Origin of the sequence: Staphylococcus sp. HMSC059F04, from assembly GCF_001812565.1 — a bacterium.
GTDB lineage: Bacteria > Bacillota > Bacilli > Staphylococcales > Staphylococcaceae > Staphylococcus > Staphylococcus lugdunensis.
This window is the reverse complement of sequence record NZ_KV809479.1, coordinates 174,644-192,823: the sequence shown is the minus strand read 5'-3', so window position 1 is coordinate 192,823 and position 18,180 is coordinate 174,644. Positions and strand designations below refer to the sequence as shown.

Genomic DNA, 18,180 nt, shown 5'->3' with positions numbered 1-18,180 from the left:
ATACGTTATTAATAGAAGCTTCAATTTTAATCACGGATTTTTAAATTGACAACTTTATGAAATATTTTGTCCATCTTATCCGCATCCATATTGGGATTTTCACATCTAGCCCATTCTACAAAACCTGCTAACGTCGAGCCATAAATATAAAAAATTAAACTTTCTGGAACAGCACGATCGACGATAATGCGATGTTGATTTTCTTTAATATCATTTTTTAAAGTATCAATGATAAATTTCGACACAACTTTTTCAAATTCTTTATCATCTTGTTGCTTTTGTTGAATGCGTTGCAATTCGGCTTTATTTTGAAAAGTTGTGTAAATGGTTTTAAAAGGATTGTTGAGCCGTTCTTTAATATCCGTTGCAAGATAATCTTTAGTTAATAATTTGATTAAGTAGATTAGTAAATCATATTTATCATAAAAATGCTTGTAAAACGTTGTGCGATGTACCATAGCGTTATCACAAATTTGGTTGACTGAAATCGTTGTAAACATATGCTTTTCTAATAATTCATATAAGCTATGAGATAATGCTTTTTTCGTTTTTATAACTCTCAAATCATTATGGTTCATATACAATTCACTCCAAACCGTAGTTTATCTATACATATATCATTAATTATGACTTTAAATACAGAGCAAAAGAATGTAACATATTGGCATGTTAAATAATCTACAATGTATAGTTAAACTATAACGTTGATTTTAGAAGGGGGCAATACTTTGGCAAAATTTTTATATAAATTAGGCACATTTGTAGCGAAGCACAAGTGGTCAAGTTTGATAGCTTGGGTTGTTATCTTGGCGGCAATTATGATTCCATTATCGTTTAACGCACCTAAATTTGATAATGATATTAAAATGAGTGGTCTAAAATCACTAGATACTAATGATAAAATTGAAAAACATTTTAACCAAGATAGTGAAAAGGCATCCATACGTGTAGTTTTAAAATCTTCAAGTGATAATGGTATCGTCTCAAAAAGTATGACAAAAGATATAAAAAAAACACTGAAAGATATTAAGAATGACGATAAACATGTGGATAAAATATCAGATCCATATCAAACAAAACAAATTAGTAAAGATAAATCGACGGCAATTGCCGAAATTACTTATGACAAATCAGCAACATCTTTATCGGATAAATCACGCGATAACGTGAAAGATCATTTAAAAGATTTACGAGATGACCATAATGTACAAACAGAACTCACTGGTAATGGCATGCAAACAAATGAAGTTGGCGGTTCGTCTGAACTTGTAGGTGTGATTGTGGCTTTCGTTGTCTTATTAATCACATTTGGTTCTTTTATAGCAGCAGGTCTACCTATTGTCAGTGCATTAATTGGTCTAGGTAGTGGTGTAGGTATTATTAGTTTATTAACATTTGCATTTGATATACCTAATGTAACGTTGACGCTGGCGGTAATGATTGGATTAGCAGTGGGTATTGATTATGCGCTATTTATTCTTTTCCGATATCGTCAAGTGATGAAGACGGAAACAGATTATATCAAAGGTGTTGGTTTAGCAGTTGGCACGGCGGGTAGTGCAGTTATCTTTGCTGGTGTGACAGTTATAATTGCGGTCTGTGGCTTATCGTTAGTAGGCATTGATTTCTTATCTGTCATGGGATTTGCGTCTGCAATAAGTGTCGCGTTTGCTGTGTTTAGCGCATTGACTTTATTGCCAGCGTTGATTAGTATTTTTCATAATCAAATCAAGCCAAAAACAACCAAATCAGAATTTAAGAATCATGTTGACACACCATGGTCTAAGTTTGTAGTTGGCAATTCATTAGCTGCTGTATTATTAGGTTTAATTATTTTAGTGGCAGCAGCGATACCTGTGAGTCATATGCGGTTAGCGATACCTGATGATGGTGTGAAACCAAGTGACACGACACAGAAAAAAGCATATGATATTATTTCAGATAAATTTGGTGAAGGTTTCAATGGCCAAATACCAATGTTGATCAATGTAAAAGATCAAAAAGATAATCCTCAGCAATTACAGAAAGACTTAAAATCATTGTATAAAGACGTTAGTGACATGAAAAACGTTGATGTTGTATCACAACCTCAAATGAGTAAAAACAATGATTATGCACTTATGGCAGTGATTCCTAAAAAAGGTCCAAATACTGAAGCAACGAATGATTTAGTACAAGATTTGCGCGATTATAATAAAGACGCCAAAGATAAGTATGGTTTTAAAACAGAAATTTCAGGACAAAGTGTCATTAATATAGACATGTCTAAGAAATTAAACGAAGCTATTCCACTCTTTGCAGGTGTGATTGTTATTCTAGCATTTGTACTGTTAATGATTGTCTTTAGATCTATCATTATCCCATTAAAAGCAGTTCTTGGATTTGTACTATCCTTAATGGCCACTTTAGGATTTACGACACTCGTTATGCAAGACGGCTTTATGAAAGGTCTTTTCGGTGTTGAAACAACGGGGCCAATGTTAGCATTCTTACCGGTTATCACAATAGGTATTTTATTCGGTCTAGCAATGGATTATGAGGTCTTCTTAATGTCTCGCATTCATGAAGAATATAGTAAAACACGTGATAATGCCTATTCCATTAAAGTGGGATTAAAAGAAAGCGGACCTGTAATCATTGCAGCAGCACTCATTATGTTTAGTGTATTCTTTGCATTTGTATTCCAAGAAGATGTAATGATTAAATCAATGGGTATGGCACTATCATTTGGTGTGCTCTTTGATGCGTTTGTTGTGCGTATGATGATTATTCCAGCACTAACTCAATTATTTGGTAAGGCATCATGGTATTTACCAGGTTGGTTAAGCCGCATTATTCCACACATAGACATTGAAGGTCATGCATTAGAAAGTATGAAGACACCAAGTGGTGATAGTTATCAACAATATCGCCATACAGAAAACTATACACAGTCATTTAATATTACGTCTACTCCAAATGCATCATCACAAGAATTAAATCAATCATCCATGCGTATGATTCAAGTAGACCAGCCGACGTATGAGTTGTATCACGCAATTCAGCAACGTACACATGATACACATTTCTTATATCGTGCGCTAAAAAATTATCAACAACAGCAAACAGATCATTTTGATGACAGTCGGTATAATCAAAGTGAATTAGAGATAACACAATTGTTACAGACACAAAGTGATAATATAAAACAATTAAACGAACTTATAGCACAACAACTAAAACAAAATAAAAAATAGCAATTTTAACCCTTCAAATCATATGCAGATTTGAAGGGTTTCTATTATGCGAGAAGCACAGAGCGTTTGATGGTAATGATAAAGGGTATCAGAATATAAGTAGTCAAATAATAGGGGGACGCATGATGAAAGGCACAAAACAAATAGACAAAATGTTGCAAGACAATGATAAACAACTTTCAAAGTTATTCAAATATGATAAAAAGAAGGCACTCACATTTTCAAAGGAAGATCGTGAGGAAGTAGCGGATAAATATGGAGTATTTGTCATATTTGATAATAAAACGCCAATCTTTGTTGGACAATCAGGTGGCTATTCTACAGGATACCAACCTATTACACGAGATTTAGCTTATAAACTAGGACAGTTTAACTTAAAATCTGGTGTTGGTACAGCTAAATTTAAAAAAGGGCTTGCTGCAACTAAAACATTAGATGTTACTGACACGTCGCTAATTACAGCCGAAGCGCTTAATCTTAAATTTCAATATATTAATGTTAAAAATGAACCCGCATTCATTAATATTTTAGAATTTTTAGCAATAGAGTATGCCAAGAATAAAGGCTATCATTTAATCAATTATTATGATATTAATCTAGATTAGCACAGAATAATATACAGAGGAACAAAATTATGACTATAACAATACATTATAAAAATGATCAGCAGCAATGCGTGAGCACGACGAATTGGGAAAATGTTCCATCAGCAGCATCGTTAAAATGGATGGATGTGGTAAATCCAACAGCCGAAGAAAAAAAGCTAATCACAGAACGTTTTGCATTAATTGAGCGTCATATTGAAGAATCCGTATATTTAATGAGTCGGCCGAAATTTATTTTAAATGAGCAACAGCAAAGTACATATGTATTATTGCATGCGATTGATGATCATAACTTTTCAGCGCATCCAATGAGTATTCATGTCAATAAACAGTGGATGATTACCATTCATCGTACGGAGCTGGATGCGATTAACCAGTTACAAAATGCATGGCAACAACAGCAGTTGGATATTAAGTCAACAGATGATTTGGCGCTTCAGCTCATAGATATTATTACTAAAAATTATTTTCGATTTATTGATGAAGTAGAGGATCGCGTTTTTTCATTTGAAAATCAAAATGTTGACCGTACTAACAATAAGAAGTTGATGGATGATGTTTATGATATCCGTTCTGAAATTATAAAGCTAAAACGAGTGCTAATTCCTATGGAACAACTATTAGCACAAGTTGTTGACGAGGATATGTATACGATTGCACAACAACAGCGCTGGTTATTTAAACATATTCACAGTCGGTTACAACATCAACGTGATACGTTAATTTCATGCGAACAAATTACGGACGATATTAAAGATAATAATGAATCTTATCGTTCTAATCGAATTAATCGTGTGATGAACGTCTTAACTATCATTTCTTCGATTTTCTTCCCGTAATCGTTTTTAACAGGTTGGTATGGGATGAACTTTAAATATATGCCCGAACTCAACTGGCATTATAGTTACTTTGCTTTTATCGGTATTTCGCTTATAGTAACTATAACGTTAATTTTATTTTTTAAAAAGAAAGATTGGCTATGACGCAGTGATGCTAGTGAGAAGGAGGTATGCTGATGACATACGCTATGAAATATGATGCACCAGTAGGGCCGTTAACAATTCTATCAGACGGTGAATCAATAACCCAAGTTTTATTTGCTAATCAAGCTTGCTCTGATGAAATGATACAGACTGGCAACGTTCCTATCTTGCAACAAGCTGAAGCATGGTTAGATTGTTATTTTTCAGGGGAAAAGCCACAGTCTTCACTGAAATTAAAACCAGAAGGGACACCATTTCAGCAAAAGGTTTGGCAATTGTTAAGTGAAATTCCATATGGCCACGTTGTAACCTATGGAGAACAGGCAACAAAGATAGCGAAACAGCTTGGGAAGTCACATATGTCAGCACAAGCAGTCGGTGGTGCAGTAGGAAGGAATCCCATTTCTATTATTGTGCCATGTCATCGTGTAGTTGGTAAAGATGGAAGCTTAACTGGCTTTGGCGGCACGATTGATAATAAAATAAAATTATTACAACTTGAAGGCGTCAACATGTCGGCACTTTACCGACCTAAGTACAGCACAAAGCCTTAACTATCTCAAAGGCATAAAAAGACCATCCAACAAGTTAAAGTGCTTGTTGAATGGTCTTTCAAAGATTTAGAACATTATATTAGTGGAATAATCCAATAATAAAGTCTACACCTTTAGCAAGTGCTTCTGCAATGCTAGTACCCATTGTAGCCCAGTCTTTGTCTAAACCTGCTTGTACTGCTTTAGAAATTGCTTCAAAAATTCCGTCCATGATATGTTCGCTCCTTTAAAAATATTTTTATTTTAAATAGTATTATTTATTATATTTGAGATTAACCAAATAAGCCTGAAATTGCGTCAATGCCTTTAGCAAGTGCTTCTGCAATGCTAGTGCCCATTGTAGCCCAATCTTTATCTAAACCTGCTTGTACTGCTTTAGTAATTGCTTCAATGATACCTGACATATTGTAAACGCTCCTTTTTACGATTATTGTTAAAGTCTCAATTTATATTTTAGTTAAAGAAACCAGCGATAAAGTCTACACCTTTAGCGATTGCATCAGCAATGCTTGTAGCCATTGTAGCCCAATCTTTATCTAAACCTGCTTGTACTGCTTTAGTAATTGCATCTACGATACCTGACATGTAAATCCACTCCTTTATATAGTATTAGTCCTAATTTCCCTTATTTAAAAACTATTTTTTGCGGAATGTATCAACTAAAGTTTTGATCAACTTAATGATACCGCCAATAATATCTGCAATCATCATTGTAGTTACCTCCTTTATTGTGTGCCTCTTACTATCTAAAATTATAGAGTAGATTTTGTAGATTTAGTGAAATTGTGCCTAAGTTATGTTTATCAGTACAAAAGTGTCAACCTTATAACAGTTAGGAATATAGTAAAAATCGCTGTAATTATCTCAATATCAAAGGTTTAGCGTGATTGTAAATCTAGTGTAAATAACGAAAAAGCACAAAAATGCAACACTTTGGAAATGTGTGTGCAAAGACGAAAAGAGTTGCAAGCAATTATAATTAAAAATAAATATAGATAATGAATTTTGTGCTACATATGTTTATTTATAACCTAGTGTAACGAGATGTCACATTGTTAAACTTTGCGATAACGTTTTAAACCAATTATATTTAGCAATATAAAGGCAAGCATAAAGATAACTATAATAGTCAAGTCTAACCAAATATCTTGCCAACCCAAGCCTTTGATCATGACATTGGTTAATGCATTGCCAGCATAGCGCAGTGGGAATAAGTATCCAAGGCTACTTAACCACTGAGGCATATTTTCTAGTGGGAAAATACCTGAAAAGAATACTTGTGGTACAGCGACAATAGGAATAAATTGAATCATTTGAAATTCAGAATTTGCAAATGTGGAAATGAAAATACCCATAGCTAGAGCTGTAAAAGCTAATAATATATTAATCAGCAAGACATACCCAAGATGTCCAGCTAAATTTATTTGTAATAAATAAATTGAGAACAGTACAATAATTAAAGTTTGTACAATAGCAAATGCACCATATCCAATAAGATAACCAAAGACGATTTCACTGCGTCGAATAGATGTTGCCAACAAGCGTTCTAATGTTCCTGTTGTACGTTCTCGTAGCAAAGCAATGCCTGAAATCAAAAATACAAATAAAAAAACAAAGAAGCCCATGAGGATTGGGAACATTTTATCAAAATAGGTACTATCTGCTGAACCATATAAATAATGGGCATCAACTGTTAATGTATTACTCGTTTTCTGCAATTGAGATTGTGGCAGCTTATGCATCATTGTAGTTACTTCTGACATTTTATTATGTTGAATAGCTTTGCCAATCATTTGCTTTACTGCCGATGATTTACTTGGATCTTCATTCTTATAGATAACTTGAAGTTTGTGATGGGTCTGATAAACAAAAGCATCTAAATCATAGTGTTCAATCTTATTTTTTATATCTTTATTCGTGCTAAAGCGTTGAATGTCAGTATGTTTGGTTTCGAGTTGGCTCGTGATGTTTGACGTCACAGAATCTGCCACGCCAATTTTTAACGTATCATCATCATTGCCATTAAAAATAAAATACATAAGTGTTAGGATAAGCAGTGGTGCTAGAAACATCAATGCGAGCGTACGTTTATCACGTAAAAGCTCTTTAATTACACGTTGGATGATTGCGATAAGTTTCATATGTCTTGCCCCTCTTCAGCTTTAATAAAAACATCTTCAATAGATTGCGCGTTAAATTGTTGCTTTAATGCTGATGGCGTATCGAGCGCAACTAATTGTCCGTCAATAATTAGTCCTACCTTATCACAACGTTCGGCTTCATCCATGACATGTGTTGTAACTACTACACTTTGTCCTTTACGAGTTAAGTCTTTAAGCTGTTGCCAAACATGTTGTCGCAATTTTGGGTCAATACCGACTGTAGGTTCATCTAAAATAATCAACTCAGGTTTAGAAAGTAGGGTGATAGCCAATGATAATCGTCGCTTCATTCCTCCAGAAAAAGTGTGAACAGGTTTATCAATGGCATGCATTAAATCTACTAAGTCCATGGCTTCCAACATATTATCAGTTAGGCTTTCGCCTTTTAAGCCAGCCAAACGCCCAAAAAATAATAAATTTTCACGTGCTGTTAAGCTTTCATATAGTGCATCTGTTTGTCCCATATAACCTATACGACTTAATACTTTACGATTAGGCATTGCTTGATTAAAGATAGTTGCTGAACCAGAGTTAAGCTTTTCCATACCAAGTAAACATTTAATTGTTGTAGTTTTACCACAACCACTAGGTCCGATTAAGCCTAATAGTTCACCTTGGTTGATAGTGAGACTAATTTGATTAAGTACAGGCTCTTTATTGAATGATTTTTCAGCTCGTGATAGTTGTGCAATAGGTGTTTTTGTCATAATTTCTCCTCCTTATTGACACAGTGTCTAATTTCTATATATTAAATATAAACCAATTGATATAAGGTAGAACAATAATTGTTGATTTATTAGACACACTATTATGTTTTGTATAGAAAAAATTAAAGAGGCGGTGCCATATGAAACAAGAACAGTTGATGGATAAGCGCGTATTGCGTACTCAAAAACGTTTACGTGAATCGATGTTACAGCTACTAGAAGAACAACATTATAATGATATATCGGTTAAAGATATTTGTGAAGCAAGTGGTGTAAGTCGTGCTACTTTCTATTTGCATTATAAAGATAAAGAAGATTTTATTATGACATACCAGCAAGAGGTTATCAAAAGCATTAAAAAGCGTATTTTAAAGGTTCAATTCGATAATAAAATACAATTCTTTGAAAATGTCTTAAACTTTTGGGAACAAGAGGGGAGTATTTTTTTAAAACTGATTGAGGATAAAGGTGCGCATATGATTCATCAAGATATTAAACGCAATTTGCAACAGAATATTGAAGTGCGTTTAATTCCATTTTTAAAGACACAGACCTTAACACATAAAGAAAAATATTTTTTAATTATTTTTATGAGTAATGCTATTTTCGGTGTATTACAAGATTGGGTGCAGAGAGGAAGAAAAGAAAAGCCGAAAGAAGTCGCTATGATTATGAATCATATTTTGACTACAGTATTTGATTGAGTTAGCCATGGAGAAATTTTTAACATTTTATATGGAAAAACAGTTTGAGACATAAGTATGTTTTGGGCTATAAACTATATGTATTGGCAGTAGTTGACTGGATTGAAAAATAAGCTGGATACCAAGCTTTTTTCAATCCTAGTCAACCTTGCCGGGGCGGGACTACGAATTCATTATGAGTTCTGTCCCGCTCCCCATTTTATAGGTCACTGTTGTGGCGTGTGATAATGTCTAATATTATCAGAAATACGTTCAAGATAGAATATTTGATTTTGTTGACTCGCAGCTTCTTTTGAATGATCAAACTGTAATTGATCAAAGCGATTAAAGAAATCTTCATATTGTTCTACAGAAAGTTCGATGCGTTGATCAAGACTATTTTGATGCGCTTTATGATTCAGATGTTGTTCAAAACCTTCAACTAAAGTAGCACTGAAAAATTCTCCAACAGAACCGGAACCATAACTGAATAAACCAATTGTTTGCCCAGCGTGTAAGTCATGATGCTCTAGCAATGAAATTAAGCTTAAATATAACGAACCTGTATAGATGTTACCTACATAGCGATTATAATGTGTAGCTGCTTGATAACCAGTTTCTAAGCGTTCAGCTGTAGCTTCATCAGTATCAGTTAAAATAGAATCCAATGCTTTTTTACCCATTTTAGTAAAAGGAACATGGAAACATAACGCAGCAAAATCAGCTAATGATTTATGTTGGCGAGATGCATAAGTCTTCCATGCTTGTTGGAAAGAACGAATATAGGCATCTTTAGATAGAGCACCATCGACAAGTGGGTAATGATGACCGCTTGGTCTCCAGAAGTCATAAACGTCTTCAGTATATGCTAAAGCGTCATCATTTAATGTTAAAATACGTGGGTTATGTGAAATGAGCATTGCTACAGCTCCAGCACCTTGAGTTGGCTCACCGCCTGTGTTAAGACCATATCGTGCCGTATCACTAGCAATAACCAATACTTTCTCATTAGGACGTGTTGCTAAGTAATCTTTAGCAAGTTGAATCGCTGGTGTGGCAGCATAACAAGCTTCTTTCATTTCAAAGCAACGTGCATAGGGTTGAATCCCAAGAAGATGGTGTATTTGAACGGCAGCCGCTTTTGCTGAATCGATAGCGGATTCTGTTGCTACAATGACCATTCCAATATGATTTTTGTCATCATCTGTTATAATATCTTTAGCAGCATTAGCTCCCATTGATACAATATCTTGGTTAACTGGACTTACCGCCATGTGTGTTTGTCCAATACCAATTAAATACTTATTAGGATCAACTTGGCGTGCTTGTGCAAGCTTAACCATGTCTATAAAATAATTAGGAATATAAAAGTTAATTTTATCGATACCTATATTCATATGGGCATTACATCCTTTCGATTAATTTAATTAAAATGGTAGCCATATTTAATCATTATCATACCAAATTGACGATTTGAATGGCAAAGATATATATCTACATATAAGGAGAAAAATAACATGAGAAATATTGCAATCGTTAGTGCTAAACGCACACCAATTGGAAGATACAAAGGTAAGTTACGAGACTATTCAGCAGTTGAACTAGGAACAGCAGCCTTAAAAGCAGCAGTAGAAGCTATTGATATTGATCCAAGTACAATTCAACAAGTCATTTTTGGTAACGTTCTTCAAAGTGGGGTTGGTCAAAATCCAGCACGTCAAATTGCTATTAAAGCTGGTTTACCTAACACGACACCGGCAATGACAATAAACGAGGTATGTGGTTCAGGCCTTAAAGCAATTATTTTAGGCAAGCAATTAATACAATTAGGCGAAGCAAAAGTTGTGGCAGTTGGTGGTGTTGAAAGTATGACAAATGCACCACAGTTGATTTTAAAAGAAGGACAAGACCCTGTAGAAAGTTTTATGCATGATGGTTTAACCGATGCTTTCCATTATGTTCCAATGGGTGTGACTGCTGAAAACATTGCAGAAAAATATCATATTAGTCGAGAAATGCAAGATGCGTTCGCTAATCAATCACAACAAAAGGCGCATCAGGCTACAATAAATGGAAAATTTAATAATGAAATAGTGCCTCTAATCGATGCTGAAGGTAATGAAATGACTTCAGATGAAGGTATTCGTGCTAATAGTAGTGTTGAGAAATTAGCTACGTTAAAAACAATATTTAAAGAGCAAGGTACGGTCACAGGTGGCAATGCTTCTAGTATAAATGATGGATCGTCTGCACTTATCTTGATGGAAGAAAGTTATGCTAAAGCACATGGATTCGAGATACTTGGCTTGATAGGTGACTACGCTGAAGTTGGTTGCGATCCACAATATATGGGCTATGCTCCATTCTATGCTGTTGAAAAATTATTAGAAAAAACTCAGCGTCATATTGATCAAGTAGATATTGTAGAAATGACAGAGGCGTTTGCAGCACAAAGTATTCCAGTTAAAGATAATTTGCATATTCCGGATGATAAATTAAATATATATGGTGGTGCAATTGCACTTGGTCATCCGATTGGCGCAAGTGGTGCAAGGTTAGTGACAACATTGGTAAACGCATTGGCGCAAGAAGAAAAGCAAACGGGTGTAGCTACTGCTTGTATTGGTGGCGGCCTAGGTATTGCGCTAATGATTGAAAAAGGGGAATCATAAGCATGACGAGCTTAAGTAAAGATTTTCGACATTTAACGCGATCACAGAAGTTAAATCAGTTAGAAACACATGGTTGGATAACATCAGAAACACATGATATTCTGCTTAATCATCCACTTATCGATGAGGATATAGCAAATAGTTTAATAGAAAATGTGATAGGACAGGGAACTTTACCTGTAGGTCTTTTGCCTAAGATTATTGTGGATGATAAGGAATATGTTGTACCTATGATGGTAGAAGAACCATCTGTTGTTGCAGCAGCAAGCTATGGCGCTAAACTCATCAATCGAACAGGAGGATTTAAAACGATAATCAGTGAACGATTGATGATTGGTCAAATTGTCTTCGATAACGTTAAAGATACCGCTTCTTTAGCCACTTTGATTAAACAGCTAGAATCTCAGATTAAAGCGATTGCAGATGAATCCTATCCTTCAATGATTGCTCGAGGGGGTGGCTATCGCCGACTTGATATTGATACTTTCCCTCAAGATGGATTCTTGTCTTTAAAAATATTTGTCGATACTAAGGATGCTATGGGTGCTAATATGTTGAATACGATATTAGAAGCTATCACGAATTATTTAAAACATGAATTTCCAGAACATGATATCTTGATGAGTATTTTATCTAATCATGCGACAGCATCTGTTGTAAAGGTACAGGGTGAAATTGATGTTGAAGATTTGAATCGTGGTGATTATAGTGGTGAAGAAGTTGCTAAGCGTATGGAACGTGCTTCAGTCTTGGCACAAGTAGATATACATCGTGCTGCAACACATAATAAAGGCGTCATGAATGGCATACATGCTGTTGTATTAGCGACTGGTAATGATACTCGTGGCGCAGAGGCAAGTGTTCACGCATACGCAAGTCGTGCCGGACAGTATAGAGGTGTTGCGACTTGGCAATATCATCGAGAACGTCAAAAGCTAATTGGAACAATAGAAGTACCTATGACATTGGCAACGGTAGGCGGTGGCACCAAAGTACTACCTATTGCTAAGGCATCATTGGAATTATTGAATGTTGGCTCGGCTCAAGAATTAGGACATGTGGTTGCTGCAGTAGGATTAGCGCAAAACTTTTCGGCATGTCGCGCATTAGTATCAGAAGGTATTCAACAAGGTCACATGAGCTTGCAATATAAATCATTGGCTATTGTTGTAGGAGCTAAAGGTGATGAAATTCAGCAAGTTGCAAATGAACTAAAAAAGACAGATCGTGCTAATACAACTGTTGCAACACAAATATTAAAGCAATTACGTCGTAACGATGAATTGAAATAGATGGGCACATGATGTTGTAAAATATCATAATAGATAAAATAAGAACGGCAATTTCTAAGTGATTTCAATAGAAATTGCCGTTCTTATTATTGTAACTGTAGTTGTGTCCTTAATAAGCTTGTATTCACGTATTAATAGATGTAGTTATAATGACGTGCTGACCCTTTACTAATAGTTCGAGTGCCATATGCTAGTGGCCGATTGTAGTTATATTCAGAAATAACGATGCTTCCGTTGCGATTAACACGTTCTACGATGGCAACATGCCCATAATAACCTGCAGTTGATTGCATGACTGCGTATCGACGTGGTTTATGACCTGTAGCATATCCAGAACGTTTTGCGTTTTTGTACCAAGTTTTCGCATTCCCCCAACGATTAGAAACCGGTTTACCAACTTGCGCACGACGTTTGAAAGCCCACCATGTACATTGATGTTTATTGTAATAATTATATGATGCAGCATGTGAAACGTGAGTTTGTTCAACGCTTTGGTACGTGAAAGTACCAACAAATAAAATGCTTGTAGATAAGACAATACTTGTGAATAATTTTTTGAAATTCATTTTTATTTGCGTCTCCTAATATACAATAGTTTTTATTAACCGTAATTATCATATTATTTTAAAAGGTATAAGACAATATAAGAAACCATTTATATAACTAAATGTAATGTCTCTGCAATATTATGTTTCATCCTGTAATCGTATTAATAAATTAACTTCATACTTCATTTAAGATTTACAAATAATGTGTGTACTTAGCTTATAAAATAAGCACAAAGATGATTTAGGTCAAACCATCTTTGTGCTATTATTCTGGGATTGAGATCCCAGCTTTGCATGGTGAGATGAATATTTCCATGTTTATATAGAAATCATACATTAGTGAATTGGTTAAAAACAGATAATGCCCGTTTTATACTTGTCACAGGTATGTTTTCAGGACACGGATTTTCACGAAAATATGACATAATTACTAATTGGCTCTTCACGTCTCTAGGAAATTCGGTATCTTGATTCATCCAAGCAACCAATTCACCTAATGGTGTGTCATCACCAACAAAATTTTGCATAAATTCGTAAAAGCTCAATACATCACCTCGATTTTCAAATTGAGCCTTTTTGAGTATAACATGATTTATCAAACTGAAACACAACAATTTTAAATTGAAAAATTATGACTGACTACTATATAAAGTTGCATTTATTTTAGAATGTTGTTTCATGTATAATAGGCTTAAATGATAGTGGGAGGTTGCATAGTGGATATTAAGCATATGAAATATTTTGTTGAAGTAGTGAAGCAAGGTGGGATGACTAACGCCTCTAAAGCGCTTTTTATTGCACAGCCAACAATTAGTAAGGCCATTAAAGATATTGAATCAGAATTAGAAATGCCATTGTTTGATCGTAAAAATAGGCAGCTTATTTTGACTGATGCTGGGCAAATTTTCTATAAAAAAAGTGAAGAAATTCTTAATTTATATAGTACAATTCCCGCGGAGATGAAAGGGTTATCGCAACTAGATTCTGGACATATTAATATAGGCATGTCTGCTGTAATGAACGTTAACCATTTTATTCGTATTTTAGGAGAGTTTCATCAACTCTATCCGAACGTAACATACAATTTAAATGAACATGGTGGCAAATACATTGAAGAAAATTTAGATAAAGGTACTTTGGATATCGGCATTACCACCCTCCCTGTAGATGCACATAGATTCAATTCATTGGCACTGTACAAAGAAGAACTCGTTCTAGTTGTTAGTAAAGATCATCCCTTTGCACAACAGGAGTCTGTTTTGATGAGTGATTTAAAGGATGAAGATTTTATCTTATTTAATGAGGATTTTTATTTGAATGATAAAATTATTGAAGCGGCTAAAAATAATGGTTTTATTCCACATGCAATATCTAACATTTCGCAATGGAAGTTTATTGAAGATTTATTAATTGCACATCTGGGAGTAAGTATTTTACCGAAAAGTATTGTAAATATGTTGAGTGATCGCATTAGCAGCGTTAATATTAAAAATCCTACCATGATTTGGGAATTGGGTGTAATTTGGATGAAAGATAAGACACTTAGTCATGCAACTAAACGCTGGGTAGATTTTATGCAAGCACATTTAAAATAATATGAAAACTTACGAAACGCATTGGAGCTAAAGTGGGCTCTGTGCGTTTTTTATTGTGACTAAATAAACAGTATATAGAGAGCGTTTCCATAGAAAAAAGTAATACATAACATATAAAAACAATATTTTTATAATAGGTAAAATTGAATTAAAATTAAGTATATGAGCAAAAATTGCTGTAACAATTTAGACAAATTTATAGAAAGGAATGATGAAAGTGAATTATGCATATTTTACGGCCAAGTTATTGCTTCAAATAGCTATTATAATGGGAGTCAGTTATTTAGGTAATGTTCTTCAACAACTATTTCATATTCCTTTAGCAGGCAGTATTGTAGGCCTCATTTTATTTTATTTTTTACTTCAGTTCAAAATTATTAAATTACAATGGGTGAAAGACGGGTCAGACTTCTTTCTTAAATCAATGGTCTTTTTCTTTATACCCTCTGTAGTCGGTATTATGGATATCGTGTCTAATATTAACTTTAATTATGTCATCTTTTTCTTCGTTATTATAATAGGAACAAGTTTGGTTGCGTTAATCTCAGGCTATATTGCAGAGACCATGGTCAAAAAGCCCATGACCGGGAAAGGAAATAGTAAATGACAACATTTTTTCAAGCAACGGCAATGATTTTAATTACAATTATTATGTACTTAGGAGCTAAATGGGTACAACATCGGTTTAATAATAATCCGTTTTTAAATCCAGCACTTATTGGCTCAATTGGAGTTATTGCTATCTTATTAATTTTAGGAATGAATTATAAGTCTTACATGATCGGTGGTCAATGGATTAATCATCTATTAAATGCTACAGTTGTTTGTCTCGCATATCCCCTATATGAAAATAGACATAAAATTAAACAGTATTTATCAATTATATTTTCAAGCGTGATGGCTGGCGTCATATTAAATTTTGTGTTAGTCTTTGTTTCGTTGAAATTACTGGGCTTTTCTAAAGAAGCTATAGTGACATTACTACCAAGATCTATCACTGCAGCAGTAGGCATCGAAGTTTCACAAGAATTAGGCGGTGTTGATACAGTTACAGTTATGTTTATTATAACTACTGGGTTAATTGGTAGTATTTTAGGTTCTATGCTGCTTAAGTTTGGCGGATTTCAAACCTCTATTGCCAAAGGCTTAACATATGGGAATGCATCACATGCTTTTGGTACCGCCAAAGCCCTTGAGCTAGACCATGAATCTGGTGCTTTTAGCTCCATTGGAATGATATTAACGGCTGTTATCAGTTCGATTTTAATACCAGTAATGATTATTTTGTTTTATTAAAGGGAATATAACATTTATTCATACTAGTTAAGAAAGGGGCTATTTTGAAAAATGGCGAAAATTAAAGCAAATGAAGCATTAGTGAGAGCATTACAAGCTTGGGATATTGACCATTTATATGGGATTCCAGGTGATTCAATCGATGCTGTTGTAGATAATTTACGTACAGTGAGAGATGCTTTTAAATTCTATCATGTCCGTCACGAAGAGGTTGCAAGTTTAGCGGCGGCTTCTTACACTAAAATGACAGGTAAAATTGGGGTTGCCTTAAGTATTGGTGGTCCAGGTGTTGTTCACTTACTAAACGGAATGTATGATGCGAAATTAGATGGCGTACCGCAATTAATTTTAGCAGGTCAAACAAACAGTAGTTTGTTAGGCACGAAAGCATTCCAAGAAACAAATATTACTGACATGGTATCAGATGTATCTGTTTACAGTCATCAAATCCAAAAAGGAGACAATGTCTTTGAAGTTGTTAATGAAGCAATTCGTACGGCATATGAGAAAAAAGGCGTAGCGGTTGTTATTTGTCCTAATGATTTATTAAATGACAAAATCAAAGATACGACACATAAAGCTGTTGATACAATGCGTCCAAAAGCACCATCTCCAAAACCTCGTGCAGTTAAAAAAGCAGCTAAACTAATTAATAAAAGTAAGAAACCAGTCATGCTTGTTGGTGTAGGTGCACAAAATGCGCGTGAAGAATTACGTGAGTTTGTGGAAGCAGCAAAAATACCAGTTATCCACACACTACCTGCGAAAACAGTTATTCCTGATGATCATCCATATAGTATTGGTAATTTAGGTAAAATTGGTACGAAAACATCATATCAAACGATGCAAGATGCGGATCTATTGATTATGGTAGGGACAAACTATCCATATGTAGATTATTTACCGAAGAAAAATATCAAAGCGATTCAAATTGATACTAATCCTGAAATTATTGGACATCGTTTTGACATCAATGTAGGTATTGTTGGGGACAGTAAAGTTGCGCTACATCAACTAACTGAAACAATTAAACATGTGCCAAAACGTGCATTTTTAGATAAAACATTAGAACGTAAAGCCGTATGGGATAAATGGATGGATCAAGATATGCGTAATGAGAGCAGCCCTATCCGTCCTGAACGTTTAATGCGTTCGATTAGTGAATATAAAAATGACGATGCCATTTTTTCTATTGATGTTGGTACTTCAACAGTATGGTCAACACGTTATTTAAATCTTTCTGTAAATAATATATTTATTATTTCAAGTTGGCTCGGCACAATGGGTTGTGGTTTACCAGGTGCAATTGCTGCAAAAATTGCATATCCAAAACGTCAAGCGATAGCTATCGTAGGTGATGGTGCATTCCAAATGGTAATGCAAGACTTTGCTACAGCTGTTCAATATGATTTGCCGATGACTATTTTTGTAATGAACAACAAACAATTATCATTTATTAAATATGAACAACAAGCTGCAGGAGAATTAGAATATGCGATTGATTTCTCAGATATGAATCATGCTAAGTTTGCTGAGGCTGCTGGTGGTAAAGGTTATGTCTTAAAAGATCCAAACCAAATTGATGATGTGGTCCAAGCTGCGTTAGCAGAAAATCAACCAACAATTGTTGATGTGCATGTAGATCCAAACGCTGCCCCATTACCAGGTAAAATCGTTAATGATGAAGCACTTGGTTATGGTAAATGGGCATATCGTTCAGTTACAGAAGATAAACATCTTGATTTAGATCAAATTCCGCCTATTTCAGTAGCTGTGAAACGATTCTTGTAATAAGTAAAGATAAAGAAGCCTAGGACATTATGAACTGATATGTTGCTTTCAAAGTA

18 protein-coding genes and 2 pseudogenes are annotated in these 18,180 nt (G+C 34.5%); 11 read left to right on the top strand and 9 right to left on the bottom strand.

The genetic code is table 11. The annotated features are described in order from the left end of the window. Positions 1–26 precede the first annotated feature (26 nt). Positions 27–578, bottom strand: coding sequence for a TetR/AcrR family transcriptional regulator (locus HMPREF2864_RS09870; protein WP_070545532.1), 552 nt, complete (start codon positions 576–578; stop codon positions 27–29). 150 nt (positions 579–728) lie between these two features. On the opposite strand from HMPREF2864_RS09870, the pseudogene HMPREF2864_RS09865 reads away from it, so the two are divergent. The 4 genes and pseudogenes from HMPREF2864_RS09865 to HMPREF2864_RS09850 all read left to right on the top strand — a co-directional run. Further along, positions 729–2,883 (top strand): annotated as a pseudogene (locus HMPREF2864_RS09865) (MMPL family transporter); the annotation flags it as partial. 478 nt (positions 2,884–3,361) lie between these two features. After that, positions 3,362–3,841: a hypothetical protein gene (locus tag HMPREF2864_RS09860; RefSeq protein WP_002478592.1), complete on the top strand. Its 480-nt coding sequence runs from the start codon at positions 3,362–3,364 to the stop codon at positions 3,839–3,841. Between the two features lie 29 nt (positions 3,842–3,870). Further along, positions 3,871–4,824 (top strand): annotated as a pseudogene (locus tag HMPREF2864_RS09855) (CorA metal ion transporter family protein). A gap of 32 nt (positions 4,825–4,856) precedes the next feature. Then, a complete protein-coding gene (locus HMPREF2864_RS09850; RefSeq protein ID WP_070545528.1) occupies positions 4,857–5,378 on the top strand; it encodes a methylated-DNA--[protein]-cysteine S-methyltransferase in 522 nt (173 codons plus the stop codon). A 79-nt stretch (positions 5,379–5,457) separates the two neighbouring features. Here HMPREF2864_RS09850 and HMPREF2864_RS09845 read toward each other — a convergent pair whose 3' ends face one another. The 5 genes from HMPREF2864_RS09845 to HMPREF2864_RS09825 all read right to left on the bottom strand — a co-directional run bounded on the left by HMPREF2864_RS09845 (position 5,458) and on the right by HMPREF2864_RS09825 (position 8,247). Beyond that, entirely contained in the window at positions 5,458–5,589 is a 132-nt protein-coding gene (locus HMPREF2864_RS09845) for a beta-class phenol-soluble modulin (RefSeq protein WP_002460486.1), read from the bottom strand. A gap of 61 nt (positions 5,590–5,650) precedes the next feature. Beyond that, on the bottom strand, positions 5,651–5,782 hold the full coding sequence (locus HMPREF2864_RS09840; protein WP_002478595.1) for a beta-class phenol-soluble modulin: 132 nt from the start codon (positions 5,780–5,782) through the stop codon (positions 5,651–5,653). A gap of 49 nt (positions 5,783–5,831) precedes the next feature. Further along, positions 5,832–5,963, bottom strand: coding sequence for a beta-class phenol-soluble modulin (locus HMPREF2864_RS09835; RefSeq protein WP_037545387.1), 132 nt, complete (start codon positions 5,961–5,963; stop codon positions 5,832–5,834). Between the two features lie 470 nt (positions 5,964–6,433). Then, positions 6,434–7,519, bottom strand: a complete 1,086-nt coding sequence (locus HMPREF2864_RS09830) for an ABC transporter permease (RefSeq protein WP_070545524.1) — start codon at positions 7,517–7,519, stop codon at positions 6,434–6,436. Next, entirely contained in the window at positions 7,516–8,247 is a 732-nt protein-coding gene (locus HMPREF2864_RS09825; RefSeq protein ID WP_002460479.1) for an ABC transporter ATP-binding protein, read from the bottom strand. Before HMPREF2864_RS09825 ends, HMPREF2864_RS09830 begins: the two co-directional genes overlap by 4 nt. Positions 8,248–8,387: 140 nt before the next feature. On the opposite strand from HMPREF2864_RS09825, the gene HMPREF2864_RS09820 reads away from it, so the two are divergent. Beyond that, positions 8,388–8,951, top strand: coding sequence for a TetR/AcrR family transcriptional regulator (locus tag HMPREF2864_RS09820; protein ID WP_002460478.1), 564 nt, complete (start codon positions 8,388–8,390; stop codon positions 8,949–8,951). A gap of 206 nt (positions 8,952–9,157) precedes the next feature. Here the strand turns inward: HMPREF2864_RS09820 and HMPREF2864_RS09815 are convergent, their stop codons facing one another. Beyond that, positions 9,158–10,327, bottom strand: coding sequence for a hydroxymethylglutaryl-CoA synthase (locus HMPREF2864_RS09815; RefSeq protein ID WP_002460475.1), 1,170 nt, complete (start codon positions 10,325–10,327; stop codon positions 9,158–9,160). Between the two features lie 120 nt (positions 10,328–10,447). On the opposite strand from HMPREF2864_RS09815, the gene HMPREF2864_RS09810 reads away from it, so the two are divergent. Then, entirely contained in the window at positions 10,448–11,602 is a 1,155-nt protein-coding gene (locus tag HMPREF2864_RS09810) for a thiolase family protein (protein ID WP_002460473.1), read from the top strand. Between the two features lie 2 nt (positions 11,603–11,604). Further along, complete coding sequence (locus HMPREF2864_RS09805; RefSeq protein ID WP_002460472.1) at positions 11,605–12,894, top strand: hydroxymethylglutaryl-CoA reductase, degradative; 1,290 nt, start codon at positions 11,605–11,607, stop codon at positions 12,892–12,894. A gap of 131 nt (positions 12,895–13,025) precedes the next feature. Here HMPREF2864_RS09805 and HMPREF2864_RS09800 read toward each other — a convergent pair whose 3' ends face one another. Continuing rightward, positions 13,026–13,460: a CHAP domain-containing protein gene (locus HMPREF2864_RS09800; RefSeq protein ID WP_002460471.1), complete on the bottom strand. Its 435-nt coding sequence runs from the start codon at positions 13,458–13,460 to the stop codon at positions 13,026–13,028. Positions 13,461–13,771: 311 nt separating this feature from the next. Next, positions 13,772–13,987, bottom strand: a complete 216-nt coding sequence (locus tag HMPREF2864_RS09795) for a sterile alpha motif-like domain-containing protein (RefSeq protein WP_002478599.1) — start codon at positions 13,985–13,987, stop codon at positions 13,772–13,774. A 171-nt stretch (positions 13,988–14,158) separates the two neighbouring features. On the opposite strand from HMPREF2864_RS09795, the gene HMPREF2864_RS09790 reads away from it, so the two are divergent. The 4 genes from HMPREF2864_RS09790 to HMPREF2864_RS09775 all read left to right on the top strand — a co-directional run bounded on the left by HMPREF2864_RS09790 (position 14,159) and on the right by HMPREF2864_RS09775 (position 18,124). After that, positions 14,159–15,037, top strand: a complete 879-nt coding sequence (locus tag HMPREF2864_RS09790) for a cidABC operon transcriptional activator CidR (protein ID WP_002478600.1) — start codon at positions 14,159–14,161, stop codon at positions 15,035–15,037. 217 nt (positions 15,038–15,254) lie between these two features. Continuing rightward, positions 15,255–15,644, top strand: coding sequence for a CidA/LrgA family protein (locus tag HMPREF2864_RS09785; protein ID WP_002478601.1), 390 nt, complete (start codon positions 15,255–15,257; stop codon positions 15,642–15,644). Next, complete coding sequence (locus tag HMPREF2864_RS09780) at positions 15,641–16,333, top strand: LrgB family protein (RefSeq protein WP_002460467.1); 693 nt, start codon at positions 15,641–15,643, stop codon at positions 16,331–16,333. The genes HMPREF2864_RS09785 and HMPREF2864_RS09780 overlap by 4 nt, the downstream gene beginning before the upstream one ends. 51 nt (positions 16,334–16,384) lie before the next feature. Further along, positions 16,385–18,124 (top strand): pyruvate oxidase, encoded by a 1,740-nt coding sequence (locus HMPREF2864_RS09775; RefSeq protein ID WP_070545522.1) that lies wholly within the window; start codon positions 16,385–16,387, stop codon positions 18,122–18,124. Positions 18,125–18,180 lie beyond the last annotated feature (56 nt).